Source organism: Haloplanus natans DSM 17983, assembly GCF_000427685.1.
GTDB lineage: Archaea > Halobacteriota > Halobacteria > Halobacteriales > Haloferacaceae > Haloplanus > Haloplanus natans.
Genome location: NZ_KE386573.1, coordinates 1,821,347 through 1,834,596, shown reverse-complemented (window position 1 = coordinate 1,834,596; position 13,250 = coordinate 1,821,347). Strand labels below are relative to the sequence as shown.

Annotated in this window: 13 protein-coding genes; 7 read left to right on the top strand and 6 right to left on the bottom strand. The window is 65.8% G+C overall.

What is annotated here, in order from left to right:
• Positions 1-100 precede the first annotated feature (100 nt).
• On the bottom strand, positions 101-463 hold the full coding sequence (locus tag HALNA_RS11520) for an SHOCT domain-containing protein (RefSeq protein WP_049938046.1): 363 nt from the start codon (positions 461-463) through the stop codon (positions 101-103).
• Between the two features lie 123 nt (positions 464-586).
• Positions 587-2,455, bottom strand: coding sequence for a Glu-tRNA(Gln) amidotransferase subunit GatE (gene gatE / locus HALNA_RS11515; protein ID WP_049936516.1), 1,869 nt, complete (start codon positions 2,453-2,455; stop codon positions 587-589).
• A 244-nt stretch (positions 2,456-2,699) separates the two neighbouring features.
• Here gatE and HALNA_RS11510 point away from each other — a divergent pair, with 244 nt between their 5' ends.
• Positions 2,700-3,614, top strand: a complete 915-nt coding sequence (locus tag HALNA_RS11510) for an HpcH/HpaI aldolase/citrate lyase family protein (protein ID WP_049936515.1) — start codon at positions 2,700-2,702, stop codon at positions 3,612-3,614.
• Positions 3,615-3,631: 17 nt separating this feature from the next.
• Here HALNA_RS11510 and HALNA_RS11505 read toward each other — a convergent pair whose 3' ends face one another.
• The 3 genes from HALNA_RS11505 to HALNA_RS11495 all read right to left on the bottom strand — a co-directional run bounded on the left by HALNA_RS11505 (position 3,632) and on the right by HALNA_RS11495 (position 5,358).
• Positions 3,632-4,168 carry a hypothetical protein gene (locus HALNA_RS11505; RefSeq protein WP_049938045.1) on the bottom strand — a complete coding sequence of 179 codons (537 nt, stop codon included), beginning with the start codon at positions 4,166-4,168 and terminating at the stop codon, positions 3,632-3,634.
• Between the two features lie 35 nt (positions 4,169-4,203).
• On the bottom strand, positions 4,204-4,917 hold the full coding sequence (locus tag HALNA_RS11500; RefSeq protein WP_049936514.1) for a DsbA family protein: 714 nt from the start codon (positions 4,915-4,917) through the stop codon (positions 4,204-4,206).
• A 72-nt stretch (positions 4,918-4,989) separates the two neighbouring features.
• Positions 4,990-5,358, bottom strand: a complete 369-nt coding sequence (locus HALNA_RS11495; protein ID WP_049936513.1) for a VOC family protein — start codon at positions 5,356-5,358, stop codon at positions 4,990-4,992.
• A gap of 373 nt (positions 5,359-5,731) precedes the next feature.
• Between HALNA_RS11495 and HALNA_RS11490 the strand changes: the two genes are divergently transcribed.
• The 5 genes from HALNA_RS11490 to HALNA_RS11470 all read left to right on the top strand — a co-directional run bounded on the left by HALNA_RS11490 (position 5,732) and on the right by HALNA_RS11470 (position 12,323).
• Positions 5,732-8,743 (top strand): FAD-binding and (Fe-S)-binding domain-containing protein, encoded by a 3,012-nt coding sequence (locus tag HALNA_RS11490; RefSeq protein WP_049936512.1) that lies wholly within the window; start codon positions 5,732-5,734, stop codon positions 8,741-8,743.
• Positions 8,744-8,799: 56 nt separating this feature from the next.
• Positions 8,800-9,183, top strand: coding sequence for a cyclophilin-like fold protein (locus HALNA_RS11485; RefSeq protein ID WP_049938044.1), 384 nt, complete (start codon positions 8,800-8,802; stop codon positions 9,181-9,183).
• Between the two features lie 354 nt (positions 9,184-9,537).
• On the top strand, positions 9,538-11,271 hold the full coding sequence (locus tag HALNA_RS11480; RefSeq protein WP_049936511.1) for an Nramp family divalent metal transporter: 1,734 nt from the start codon (positions 9,538-9,540) through the stop codon (positions 11,269-11,271).
• Between the two features lie 49 nt (positions 11,272-11,320).
• The gene (locus tag HALNA_RS11475) at positions 11,321-11,764 is read left to right on the top strand and encodes a hypothetical protein (protein ID WP_049936510.1); all 444 of its coding nucleotides are present in this window, start codon (positions 11,321-11,323) and stop codon (positions 11,762-11,764) included.
• Complete coding sequence (locus HALNA_RS11470) at positions 11,754-12,323, top strand: hypothetical protein (protein WP_049936509.1); 570 nt, start codon at positions 11,754-11,756, stop codon at positions 12,321-12,323. Before HALNA_RS11475 ends, HALNA_RS11470 begins: the two co-directional genes overlap by 11 nt.
• Here HALNA_RS11470 and HALNA_RS11465 read toward each other — a convergent pair.
• On the bottom strand, positions 12,316-12,948 hold the full coding sequence (locus HALNA_RS11465) for a CFI-box-CTERM domain-containing protein (RefSeq protein ID WP_049936508.1): 633 nt from the start codon (positions 12,946-12,948) through the stop codon (positions 12,316-12,318). The two genes, HALNA_RS11470 and HALNA_RS11465, sit on opposite strands and share 8 nt — an antisense overlap.
• A gap of 93 nt (positions 12,949-13,041) precedes the next feature.
• On the opposite strand from HALNA_RS11465, the gene HALNA_RS20015 reads away from it, so the two are divergent.
• Positions 13,042-13,218 carry a hypothetical protein gene (locus HALNA_RS20015; protein WP_157573520.1) on the top strand — a complete coding sequence of 59 codons (177 nt, stop codon included), beginning with the start codon at positions 13,042-13,044 and terminating at the stop codon, positions 13,216-13,218.
• The last annotated feature ends 32 nt before the right edge of the window (positions 13,219-13,250 follow it).

Below are 13,250 nucleotides of genomic sequence, written 5' to 3'. Positions count from 1 at the left end.
CCACGGCTGATCGGTGACGATAGCCGCAAGCGAGTCCGGTGGCATCCGCTTCGAGAGACAGGGAGTCGAGTGGGAGACACCGGCGCCCCAGGCCACCTGATCAGCCGCCGTCGCTCTCCAACCGTTCCCGCCGCCGTTCGTACTCCTCGTCGTTCAGGTCGCCGCGGGCGTACGCGAGACGGAGTTCGTCCATCGCGTCGTCGGCCCCGTCGCCGGACTCCGTCAGCGCGCGATAGAGGAGGTAGCCCACACCTACGACGACGAGGAGGGTGAGCACACGACCCAACAGACCGACGAGCAGCCACCATCCGGGGGTACCCCCGTCGTTCCACATGTGGCCACCCCACGTACCACCGCCCATCATTCCGCCGCCGAGCCCCATCGTCAGCAACGGCAACAGGATCAGGGCCGCAACGAGCAACAGCACCACCGTCCGCGTATCGAGGCTGTCGGACGCCACGATCACCACCGCTCCCGAACCGTCGAGCCGATTCCAGGTCGATGCGTCGACATCGTGTGGTACGATTCTCTAAATGTCATTCTACAGTTATTCTTGCCGAGGGAACTTCAGCGTTTCGCGGCCGCGTTACGTCCGCTTTCCGATCTCCTCGCGCAGTACGTCGCTGACGATTTCGCCGTCGGCCTTGCCGCGGAGCGCGCCCATACACTCGCCCATGAGCGCGGAGAACGCGCCCATCCCCTCGCGTTCGACCTGGTCGGCGTTGCGTTCGACCACGTCGGCCACCGCGTCGCGCACTTCGTCCTCCGAGACGCCGGCGAGGCCGGCCTCTTCGACCGCCGCCTCGGCGGTGAGGGCCGGGTTCTCGGCGAGGGTGGTGAGCACCTCTTCGACCCCCTCTTTCGCCAGGTCGCCGTCCTCGACCAGGAGAAGCACGTCCCGCAAGTGGTCGTCGATGAGGGCTTCGACCGGCACGTCGTCCCGGCGGAGTTCGGTCAACGTTCCCTCCAGTACGCCCGCGGCGAAGGTGGCGTCGACGCCCGCTTCGACGACGGATTCGAACAGCGGCATCCGGCGGCCGTACGCCACCTGTTCGGCGAGGCCGGCGTCCAGGTCGTACACCCGCTGGTAGCGGTCGACTTTCTCCGTGAGGAGTTCGGGGAGTTCCACGTCGGTGGGGTCGAGTTCGACTGGGGGCACGTCCGTCTCGGGGTACATCCGCGCCGCGCCGGGGAGCGGGCGGAGATAGCGGGTCGTCCCCTCCTGGGTCGCGTCCCGGGTCTCTTCCGGGACGCCCTCGATGGCCGTCTCGGCGCGGTCCGCGACGGCGTCGATAGCGAGTTCGGCGGTGTCGGGGTCGTCGGCGACGAGGACGACGGCGTCGTCGGGGCCGGCGCCCACGGCATCGCGGAGCGCCTCGACTTCCGCTTCCGTGACGCCGTAGGCGGGCAACTCGTCGGTGTGGAAGACCCCGCCCGCACCGTGGCGTTTGGCGTGATCGGAGAACTCGGTACCGAGGCGGCGATCGGGCTGAATCTCGCGGCCGACGAGGCCGTCGAAGCCGTAGAGCGGGACGGCGGTGACGCGACCGCCCGAAGACAGTGCGCCGCCGATCACGCCGCTTTCGGTGTCCTCGAACACCGCGGTCACGTCCTGCGTGTCGCCGACCGCGGCGTCGCGGTCGTCGAGTTCCTCGGCGATGTCGAGGAGTTCGACCTGCCGCCCCACTTCGAGGCGGACGATCGCCTCGATCTGATCGAGCGCCTGGACGCCCTTGATCTCGACGCGGGCACCCTCGGCGATGGAGACGTTCACGTCCTGGCGGATGGTGCCGAGGCCGCGTTTGACCGATCCCGTCGAGCGCAGGAGCATCCCGATACGCTCGGCGGCTTCGCGGGCCTGTTCGGGCGACGAGATGTCGGGTTTCGTGCCGATTTCGACCAGCGGGATGCCGAGTCGATCGAGGCTGAAGCGGACGCCGTCCTCGATTTCTTCGACGCGGCCGGCGCTCTCCTCTTCCAGAAGGAGGTCCTCGATGCCGACGGGTCCCTCGCTCGTACTGATTTCGCCGTCCTGACCCACCAGCGACGTGCGCTGGAAGCCGGAGGTGTTCGAGCCGTCGACGACGATTTTCCGCATGACGTGGGCCTGATCTACGGCGGTCATATCGAGGAGCGCGGCGATCTGGAGGGCCACGTCCAGCGCCTCGTCGTCGATCCGACCTGGCGGTTCGTCGTCCTCCTCGACCAGACAGGTGGTGTCGAAGGCGAGATACTCGAACTCGCGGTCGACCATGCTCTCCTCGACCGCGGCCTCGTCGAGTTCGCCGAGTTCGCTTTTCGTCGGGTGGAGATAGCGTGTAAACCGCCGACTCGCCTCCTCGGGCTCCCGACGCTCGGTCGGGCACGCACAGAACAACTTCGTCGCGGTGTCGAGTTGCTGGTGGATCTCCAGCCCCGCGACGAGGCCGAGCGCCTCGTAGTCGTACTCGCTCATTGGGCGTACCTCTACCCGGCGAGCCTAAAAGCGTTCAGTCTGCGAGTCGGGAGCGGGTGTCGTCGCGTTCGATCCGGCGGACGGTCGGATGTCGTCCCGGTGGGCCGACCGCCGAGACGCCGGTACGGCCGGCGGGTCCGACCGTTGTCGACAGTAAACGAAAACGCGTACGTCAGCCCCCGAAAACACGGATACTAAGGAATCTTTATTTGTCAGCGAGGGGCTTTTGTGGGTGGTAGAAATCATGTCTGACAACGTCGAACTCCGGCGCACGCAGCTTGCAACGCCGGCCAGTGATCCCGACTTCATGGAGAGCGCCTCCCGGAGCGACGCGGACGAAGTCTTCCTCGACCTGGAGGACTCCGTCGCGCCCAACGCGAAAGTCGAGGCCCGTCAGCCGCTGATCGAAGCGGTGGAAGAACACGACTGGTCCGACAAGATCCTGTCGTACCGGATGAACGGTATCGACACCCAGTGGTGGTACGACGACATCATCGAGGTCGTCGGCGCCGTCGGCGAGGGGATCGACGACATCATCATCCCGAAGGTCGCGGGTCCGAGCGACATCCACACGGTGGAGAACCTGCTCGAACAGGTCGAGGAGAACAACGGTCTGGAGATCGGACGGATCGGCCTCGAACCCCAGATCGAGGACGGCGACGGCATCCACAACGTCTACGAGATCGCCCACGCCTCCGACCGACTCTCCTCGATCATCTTCGGCCCCGGCGACTACTCGGCCGCGATGGGGACGCCCGGCCTCGACATCGGGCAGTTCCCCGAGTACCCCGGCCACTACTGGCACCACGCGCTCTCGGAGTGTAACTCCGCCGCGAAAAGCGCCGGCCTGCCCTGCATGGACGGCCCGTACGCCGACATCGACGACCCCGAGGGCTTCCGCACGTCCGCGGAGCGCGCTAACATGATCGGCTGCGACGGCAAGTGGGCCATCCACCCGAGCCAGATCGAGATCGGCAACGAAGTGTTCGCACCCGATCCCGAGGTCGCCGACCGCGCCGAGCGCATCGTCGACGCCTACGCCGAGGCGATGGAAGAAGGGAAGGGCGCCGTCTCCGTCGACGGCCAGATGGTCGACGAGGCCACCAACAAGATGGCCCAGGACATCGTCGCCAAGGCCCGCGCGGCCGGCATCCTCTAGTTCGGTCTCCGAACGCCTCATTTTTGCAGGTCGACCGGACAGCCACGGATCTCGCCCCCACGCATCCCGTCGGCCAACCAGTGAATCGAGAGAACGAGCGCCGCGAGCGCCAGGATGGCGAACTCCAGACCGTCGAGCGGGAGAAGCGTCACGAGCCCCGCCGCGCCGAACAGCGAGAGGACGCCCGCGAGGATGGCCGATCCACAGGCCGCACAGCCCGCGCCGAGGGTCCCGAGGAGGACGCCGATCAGGCTCCCGCCGCTCCCCTCCGCGGAGAGCCGGTGTTCGCGGACGTGGTAGGCGACGAGGGCGATGTCGACGCCGACGAGGAGGGAGACGAGCACGACGACCGTCCCCGTCACCGGGCCGTAGGAGATGCCGACGAAGGGGTAGAGTTCCAACAGCGCCGACGCCGGCACGGGACCGGCGAGCACGTCGCCCACGAACGGAAGGTTCTGCGAGAGGACGAACCCGGTGAGCGCGACGGCGGCGGCGACGACGCCAAGGAGGGCGTACGCCGGGACGCCGAGGACGAGCCGTGCCGTGCGACCCATCAGTCGCCAGTCGTCGCGGCGGAGGGGGAGGGAGATCACAGCCCCAGCGACTGCTGTACGAGGTTGAAGCTCACCGATCCCGTCACCCGCGTTCGGTACTGTCCGTCGCGAAAGAGGAAGACGGTGGGCGTGCCACTCACCCCCGCCGCCTCGGCCGCGGCGAGGTCGGTCCCGACGGCGTCGTCGTACGCCGCCTCTTCGGCGTCGTCGACGACGGCCGCGGCGTCGACGCTCGTCTCGGCGGACAGAAACGTCGCCGTCCGGTCGAGGACGTTTCCGGTGTCGAAGGCGTCCTGTTCGTCGAAGTAGTGGGTCAGCAGCGCCCAGAAGGCGTCGGCGTCGCGCGCGTATGTCGCTTCGAGCGCCTGGATCGCCGGCTCGCCCCACGGGTAGACGAGCGGCACCGTCCGGACGACGTAGGCCGCGTCGCCGGGGTCGACGAGTTCCGATCTGATCTTCGGGACGGTCACGCTCTCGAAGGCCGCACACCGGGGACAGGAGGGGTCCTCGAACGCGACGATGACACCGGTCGCCTCGGCGGGATCGGGGCCGAGACGGGGCTGGGCGGCGAGGTTCTGACCGACGGGGTGGTCGGCGAGGGGCGGAGCGCCACCGCCACCGTCGTCGGTCCCGTCTCCGCTCCCGTCTCCTCCGGCTCCCCCGAGACAGCCCGTACCGAGGAGGGCGCCCCCGCTCGCGAGGACGGCCCGGCGGGTCGTTCGGCTCGCCGGGAGTGGATCGCCTGTCATACAGGAGCGAGGCGTCGGAAGCAAAAAGACGCTTCGCCGGGTGTGAGCGCCGCGCGCACGACCCGGTCGAGCTTATTCGAGCGGTTCGACGAGTTCGACGACGTGGCCGTCCGGGTCCCGAACGAACGCCGTACGGGCGCCCGCGGCGGGCTGGTCGCCCGGTTCCTCAACGACGCCGTAGTGATCGATCTCCTCGAAGGTGGCGTCAACGTCGTCGACGCCGAGCGCGAGGTGGTCCCACGCGGTACCCTGTTCGAACTCGGTCTCGCCCTCGGTTTCGGAGAGCTGGAGTTCGACGCCGTCGGGGTCCGCGACGTAGCGGTTCTCCGTCTCGCCGTCGGGCGTCTCGAACGACCACGACTCCTCGAAGCCGAACTGTTCGTAGAACGCGATGGATTCGTCCGCGTCCGCGACGTTCAGACAGACGTGAATCAGATTCATTGCGTCTCACGCTCGCCCGCGCGGAGACAAAAAGATGGTTGATGGGGTCCGCCGACGGCGTGGCGCCGGATAGATGCTGATACGTCGGGGCTGACGGACCGCACGCCCGACGACACCGTCGAAGTCGGGGGCGTGACCGATCCGAACGACACGGCCGGGATCGACGCGCGTATCAGTCCCGCCGTCGCGTGGCGCCCCTCACGCCCCGGAGCCATCCCTCGATGTCGGTGGATTCGCGGCCGATCGGCCGTGTCAATTGCTATCGATTCCGGCAACAATTACGCCCGAACGTTCATGATAATCGAAGGACGGCGGGGAGAGGGGTCGGTCCACTAACGTAGGAGTTATATTCGGCGAGTCCGGTGTGCGACGCATGGCCATTGATGATCGATCAACGGGGTTAGAGACCTCCGCGGATTCGCTGGGGCACGAACACCCGGACGCGGAGGGGTACCAGGCGCTCGCCGAGGACCTCCGGGCCGGGGTCCGTGGTGACGTCTCCTTCGACGAGTACGCACAGGTGCTGTACGCGACGGACGGGAGCATCTATCAGGCGAAGCCGGCGGGCGTCGTGTTGCCGCAGACGATCGAGGACGTGCAGCATACGGTCGAGACGGCCGCCGAACACGGCGTGCCGATCCTGCCCCGTGGGACCGGCTCCTCGCTCGGCGGGCAGACGGTCGGACCGGGCTGTGTCGTCGTCGACTTCACGCGCTACATGGACGACATCGTCGACGTGGATCCGGACGGCCAGCGCGCGGTCGTCCAGCCCGGCGTCGTGCAGGACCACCTCGACAACCACCTCGAACAGTTCGGGCTGAAGTTCGCGCCCGACCCGGCCTCGTCGAACCGGTCGACGATCGTGGGCGGCATCGGTAACAACTCCACGGGCGCTCACTCCGTCCGCTACGGCATCACCGACGCCTACACGGAGGAACTGGACATGGTGCTCGCGGACGGGTCGCTCATCCACACCGAAGAGATCGTCCTCGACAGCGACGAGTGGGACCGAAAAGTCGACGGCGACGACCTCGAAGCGCGGATCTACGAGACGACCCGCCGTCTGGTCGAGGAACACGAAGACGAGATCGATGAAAAGTACCCCGACCTCAAGCGCTCGGTGTCGGGCTACAACCTCCAGAAGGTCATCTACGAGAACGAGGCCGGCGAGGAGGTCATCAACCTCTCAAAACTGTTCGTCGGCGCGGAGGGGACCCTCGGCGTCATCGTCGAGGCCGAGGTGTCCCTCGTCACCCTGCCCGAGGAGACGGCGCTCGTCCTCTACTGTTTCGACGACCTCGTGGAGACGATGGAAGCGGTCCCGGAGGCCCTCCAGTTCGACGTGGGTGCCGTGGAGTTGATGGACGACGAGGTGTTCCAACTCGCCGCCGACTCGACGGAGTACGCCCAGTACGTCGAGATGATTCCGGAGGGGACGAAGGCGGCGCTGATGCTGGAGTTCGACTCCGAACTCGTCGACGACTTCGAGGAGGCAATCGGAGAGACCAACGACTACTTCGTCGAGAACGGCGACGCCTTCCACGCCATCGAGGCCTACACCGAGGAGGATCAGGCCGACATCTGGAAGCTCCGGAAGGCCGCTATTCCCCTGCTGATGGGGATGAAAGGCGACCCCAAGCCGTACCCGTTCATCGAGGACGCGACGGTGCCGCCGGAGGAACTGGCCGAATACGTCTTCGAGTTCGAGGAGGTCCTCGAGGATCACGGTACCTCCGCCGCCTACTTCGCCCACGCCGGGAGCGGCACACTCCACATCCGGCCCATCCTCAACCTCAAAGACGACGAGGGCATCGAGAAGATGCACTCCATCACGGAGGACGTGACGGACCTCGTGCTCGAACATTACGGCTCCTTTTCCGGCGAACACGGCGACGGCATGGCACGGACGGAGTTCAACCCCAAAATGTACGGGCCGGACCTGTGGGCGGCGTTCAAGGAGCTGAAGACGGCGTTCGACCCCGACTGGCACATGCATCCGGGCAACGTCGTCTACCGCGACGGCCCCGAGGATATCGGTCCCGACTCGGATCGCGGCGTCGGCGCCGATATGCGCGAGAACCTCCGCTACGGCGCGGAGTACCAGTCGGTCGAGCCCCAGACGACGCTCGACTTCGAGGACGAGGGTGGGTTCTCCCACCTCGTCGAACTGTGTAACGGCTGTGGGACCTGCCGACAGACCGACTCGGAGGTCATGTGTCCGACCTACCGGGCGTCCGAGGAGGAGATTCAGACGACGCGCGGCCGCGCGAACATGCTTCGTGCCGCCATCAGCGGCGAACTCGACGAGGACGAAATCTACTCCGATCGCTTCCAGGAGGAGGTCATGGACCTCTGTGTCGGCTGTAAGGGCTGTAAGAGCGACTGTCCGACCGGCGTCGACATGGCGAAGCTGAAGACGGAGGTCAAACACCAGTACCACCAGGAAGAGGGCATCAGCCTGCGAGAGCGTGTCTTCGCCAACATCGACACGCTATCGAAGGTCGGATCGATGTTCGCGCCGCTCTCGAACGTCGCCCCCAAGATTCCGGGTGCGCGCGCGGTAATGGAGGAGGCACTCGGCATCTCCCGGGAGCGCGAACTCCCCACCTTCGCGGGCGAGAGCCTCGAAGCGTGGTTCGAGCGCCGTGGTCGCTGCCAGGTCGCCCCGAGCGACGCGCGCGATCAGGTGCTTCTGTTTCCGGACACCTACACGAACTACATCTACCCCGAGGCGGGGAAGGCGGCTATCGAAGTGCTCGAGGCCGCGGACGTGTTCGTCCGCATCCCCGACGACGTGGCGCCGTCCGGGCGCGCGGCCTTCTCGTCGGGTATGCTCGACCTCTGCCGTGAGCGGGCCGAGGCGAACGTCTCGGCGCTGCGCGAAGACGTCGAGAACGGCTGGTCGGTCGTGTTCATCGAGCCGTCCGACGCCGTCATGTTCCAGGACGAGTACCGCGACCTGCTCTCCGGCCCGGCCGCGGAGGCCGTCTCCGACGCCGCCTACGGAATCATGGAGTACGCCGACGTAACGGGACTGTCCGAGGTGGCGGACTTCGGCACGCCGCGGAAGTCGCTCTCGTACCACGGCCACTGCAACCAGAAGGCGACGAACAAGGACCACCACGCCGTCGGCGCCCTCCAGGGTGCGGGCTACGAGGTGGACACGCTCAACACGACCTGCTGTGGGATGGCCGGCTCCTTCGGCTACCACGAGGAGCATTACGACATCTCGCAGGCCATCGGGAACCTCCTGTTCGAGGAAGTCGAGTCGAGCCCGGGTGACGTGGTGACCGCCCCCGGCGCCTCCTGTCGCTCCCAGCTCGGCGACGAGTACGACGACCACCCACCCCATCCGGTCGAGAAGCTCGCCGACGCGCTGAACTGATCGGTCGACCCACCGTCTCCCCGGGATATATGCCGGTTCGTGACGACGGCACGCTCATGTCGGATCTAGTCGTCACGGTCGACGGGACGGAGATGGGCGCCTCGTGGGTTTCGGAGAGTCCAGAGACGCGCCGGGCGCTCGCCGGTGCCCTGCCCGTCGAGGGGCAGGCCGCCCGGTGGGGCGACGAACTCTATTTCGACGTGCCCGTGGACGTGGCCCTCGAACCGAACGCCCGCGCCGAAGTCGAACCGGGGACGGTCGCTTACTGGCCTCAGGGACCGGCTCTATGCCTGTTTTGGGGACCGACGCCGGCGAGTTCCGGATCGGAGCCGCGGGCGGCTTCGCCCGTGAACGTCGTCGCGCGCCTCGCCGACACGACCCCCCTGTCTGCCCTCCCTTCGGGGACCGACGCGACGGTTCGTGTCGTGGAGCGCTCATAGGGTTTATCATAGATCAGTCCTACCCGTTCGTCAAGCCAGGTTAGCAGTCACCGATACACAGCTAGCGCACTCCGTACGCGACGGCCCCGCGAACGCCGATACCGATGGGTCGCCGGGGCGGAGTTAAAACAATTCGATTGACACGTTGCGGCTGATGACGCCGCTCTCTTTCGTGCCTTGAGTCGTGCGTATTCGACGTTTTTGCCTCCGTGAGTCGGTCTATCCCGTCATAATGGTAATACCTCTGTCACGCATCGATGATTATTTATGATATGACAAACCTGGATAACATGGATCGCACAGACGATGGTAGCATGACCCACGAAGTATGATCCCGCGAATCAAGGGGAGATTATGACAGACGACCACGACGAACCAAAAGTAGAAACCGACGGCGGCCTGACCGAAGACGACATCTTCACGACGGCCGAAGTCGGGAAACAGTATCGTGCGACGGTGTATCGTGATGTCGACTACGACTCGCTCGAAGTTGCACCCGAGACCAGCGAGTATCCGAGCACCGACGGCAAATGGGGCTTCCGGAAGTACGACATGCCCAAAGTGCCGAAGGTGTCTCACATCGTTGGGCCGAGCGCGATTATGCTCGGTGCATCGCTCGGGAGCGGTGAGACGATGTTCTGGCCGACGCTCGTCGCCCAGAACGGCTGGGGTCTGTACTGGGCCTTCTGGGTCGGCGTGATCACCCAGTTCTTCATCAACACGGAGCTCCAGCGGTGGACGATTGCCACCGGGGAGAGCATCTTCCGCGGCTTCGACCGCCTCAACAGCTTCTGGCCGTGGTTCTTCCTCGTCGCCGGCTTCTTCCACGTCGGCTGGCCCGGCTGGGCGGCCGGCGCATCGAAGGTGTTCGCCGCATGGACGGGGATCCTCCCGACCGAGAACTGGGCGCCCATCGGCGTCGCGACGATGGTCATCATCTGGCTCAGTTACCAGGCGGGGCCCATCGTGTACAACGCCATCGAGAAGGCACAGATCGTCCTGATGGTCATCGCCATCCTCGGCGCGGTCATCCTGGCCTTCATTGGGGGCTCGATCGGCCAGTTCGCCAATATCCCTGCGGGCGCCGTCAACTTCGGCGCGCTCCCGCAGAACATGGACATCGCGACGTTCCTCGGCGGCCTCGCGTACGCAGGTGCCGGCGGATACGTCAACCTCGCACAGGGCGTCTGGGCCCGCGAGAAGGGGTACGGCATGGGCTCTTACCAGGGCCGCGTGAAGAACCCGCTTCGCGGTGCCGAGCCCGAAGAGATTCACGGTGGCTACACGTTCGAACCCTCCGAGAAGAACCTCGTTCGCTGGAAGCAGTGGTGGAAGGTCACCCAGCAGGAACACTTCCTGACGTTCGTCGTCGGCCTGCTCGTCGTCGCGACGGTCGCGATGACCATCTCCGTCGAGTACGCCGCCGGGACGGATCAGGGAGCCATCAACATGTGGCTCAACGTGATCATCCCGGAACTCGGTGGGATCCAACAGCAGCTGATGTACGTGGTGATCTTCATCGCCCTGTTCAGCACGCAGTACGCCATCCTCGAAGCGTTCGTCCGCAACAGCGTGGACATCATCTTCGAGGGCTACGGACGCGCGGCCGGTTGGGACCTCTCGCGGGTCTTCCTCGGCCTGCTCACGCTGTTCACGCTGTGGGGCATCCTCATCATCGTCGCGCAGTTCCAGCAGCCGTGGATCCTGCTAGTCATCGGTGCCGCCATCGCCGGTGCGATGATGTGGCCGTACAACGCGCTCGTGACCATCCTGAACACGACGCGCCTGCCGGAGCACACCCAGCCCGGCTGGGGTCGCATCGTCGCGATGTGGTGGGCAACCGGCTTCTTCGGGTACTTCACCGTCCTGCTGATCGGTGGCGTGCTCACCTCGCCGGAAGCCTACGGCCTGAACTTCCCGGCGTTCAACACGACGGTCGGCGTCGTGGGCAGTGGCCCGGCCGGCTACGCGCTGTGGGTCTTCGCACTCGTCGTGCAGATCTACACGATGTACCGGTCGGCGACCGCGAAGATGAACGCCTCGGGGACCGTCGAAGGAGCAGAGGCGGCCCGCGGCTTCCTCTCGTAACGCTCACCGACCAACCGTTTTTATTTATTGGCGTCGTCAACGGGACGGTATGTCATCCCAGACGCAGTCGCCAGACCGTGGTTTCGGGACTCTCTTTCGGTTCTTGGTGGCCTATCGGCTCTTCGTCTATCTCGGTGGGCTGATCGCCATCGGTATCCCACTCGTCCTTCAACGGGTTCTCGGGACCGAACTCTCGCCCGGGGCGCGGACCGCCATCGTCGTCGCGAGCCTTGCGCTGATGATCGTGACCTACATCGGGGAACGGCGGGTCGGTCGCGACCATGCCGAGGCCGGTACCGGCGTCGACGGATCGACGGAGTCGTACTCCCTGCGCCTCCGTGCGTCCGTCGCCACCGCTGTTCTCGGGCTCGCCATCGGTATCTACGCTATCCTCGAAGTCAATCGCGCTGCCGGCGCCTTCTTTATACTCGGTGCGTTCCTCTTTGCATACATGGGTTATCGAACCGAACTGGAGGGCGCGGATGGCGTCTGAAACCGACGACACCGGCACGGTGGAGTTCGAGGATCCGGGGGTCGAAGATGTCGCATACGACGAGTACGACGACCTGCCCTCGACCGACATCGAGACCGAACTCCACGTTCACTTCGGCATGGCCGGCTCCTTCCCCCTTCGGCTCGTCGACATGTTCTTCGCGGACGACGGCCTCCACATCGTGGAGTACAGTTACATCACGCCGATGTTCGGGCTCGGATTCAAAAAACACCGCAGAGAGGCGGGCGCGATGCAGGACGTGTACGAGGTCCACGGCATCGACGAAGTCCTCCTCCAGGCCGACACCGTCCACTGGCTGAACTACCGGGGGATCGACCGCGTGCTCCTCCATCGCGGCGGCTTCGTGGGACGGCCGAAGCTCACCGTCTACCCGGCCGACGGGTCGCGCTCACACGCGATCAGACTCCACGAGGAGGACGACCCCGACGCCCTCGCCGAATCGCTCCGAGAAGTCGCCGAGGGCCGTCCCTTCGACGTCGTCGTCGAGAATGGCTCCGGATTCGACCCGCTGGAGAACGTCCAGCGCTTCTTCAGCTAAGCCACCGTTCGCGGGTGCGAAGCCAGCCGTGAGCGAGCACCCCGAGACAGACGCCGACGACGTAGAGCGTGATCAGCGCGAGCGACAGGGCCGCCCGCTCCCCGTCTCCCGACGCCGCTCGCCGCCGGTCGGCGAGGCCGCCACAGCGGTCGACAAGCCCGCGGACGAGGCGGGTCGCCGTCGACTCCGGATGACGAGCGAGCGTCGCCGCGATGGGCGGACTCGTCGCTTCGTAGATCCGAAGCAGTGCCCGTCCGGTCCGGGAGGGCGCCATCACGTCGGCCCGGAAGCCTCGGAGCGAGTCGAGTGTCGGCCCCTCGCCCGCCGTCGCCGTCGTGATGAAACAGTTCGAGTGGTGCTGGGTGACCTTCACGCGGTCGATGTTCTCCTTTCGATAGCGGGTCGTTTCCGCCGGCGGAAAGTCGACGTCGGGCGAGACGAGATACTCCGTCTCGGTGTGGCGGAGGTACACCTCCTCGTGATCGATCTCCTTGCCGCTCTCGGTTACCACGTGGAGGTGTTTCTCGCGGCCGTCGCCGACGCCGACCTCCGACAGCGGACGCTCGTCGTCGGTGTCCGCCGCCTCTGTGTCCGTCTCCGCGTCCGACCCGTCCTCAGTGCTCATGGGTAACACACGATCCGGTGGGGTTATGAGCCATTGGTTTCTGCGCCGACCGTCGGCGGCTTTTTGTTGTTCGCACACCAACATGGGACGAACGTGCCCGAACTCAACGTCCTGTTGAGCGCCCTCCTCTTTCGGACCATCCTCGTCTCCGCCGTGTTGCTGATCCTGAAGTACATCTACGAAGGCGTGTTCATGATGGCGGGGATGCTGTTGCTCGCGCTCTCCTTTTTCGCCTATATCTCCTTCACCGAAGCGCGGCTGATGGATTGACGCGTCGCGAGCGAAAAAGAGATCCCCCGTTT

Coding starts and splice junctions, on each gene's coding strand:
- gatE (WP_049936516.1), bottom strand. CDS start 2,455: ATGAGCGAGTACGACTACGAGGCGCTCGGCCTCGTCGCGGGGCTGGAG.
- HALNA_RS11510 (WP_049936515.1), top strand. CDS start 2,700: ATGTCTGACAACGTCGAACTCCGGCGCACGCAGCTTGCAACGCCGGCC.
- HALNA_RS11505 (WP_049938045.1), bottom strand. CDS start 4,168: ATGGGTCGCACGGCACGGCTCGTCCTCGGCGTCCCGGCGTACGCCCTC.
- HALNA_RS11500 (WP_049936514.1), bottom strand. CDS start 4,917: ATGACAGGCGATCCACTCCCGGCGAGCCGAACGACCCGCCGGGCCGTC.
- HALNA_RS11495 (WP_049936513.1), bottom strand. CDS start 5,358: ATGAATCTGATTCACGTCTGTCTGAACGTCGCGGACGCGGACGAATCC.
- HALNA_RS11490 (WP_049936512.1), top strand. CDS start 5,732: ATGGCCATTGATGATCGATCAACGGGGTTAGAGACCTCCGCGGATTCG.
- HALNA_RS11485 (WP_049938044.1), top strand. CDS start 8,800: ATGTCGGATCTAGTCGTCACGGTCGACGGGACGGAGATGGGCGCCTCG.
- HALNA_RS11480 (WP_049936511.1), top strand. CDS start 9,538: ATGACAGACGACCACGACGAACCAAAAGTAGAAACCGACGGCGGCCTG.
- HALNA_RS11475 (WP_049936510.1), top strand. CDS start 11,321: ATGTCATCCCAGACGCAGTCGCCAGACCGTGGTTTCGGGACTCTCTTT.
- HALNA_RS11470 (WP_049936509.1), top strand. CDS start 11,754: ATGGCGTCTGAAACCGACGACACCGGCACGGTGGAGTTCGAGGATCCG.
- HALNA_RS11465 (WP_049936508.1), bottom strand. CDS start 12,948: ATGAGCACTGAGGACGGGTCGGACGCGGAGACGGACACAGAGGCGGCG.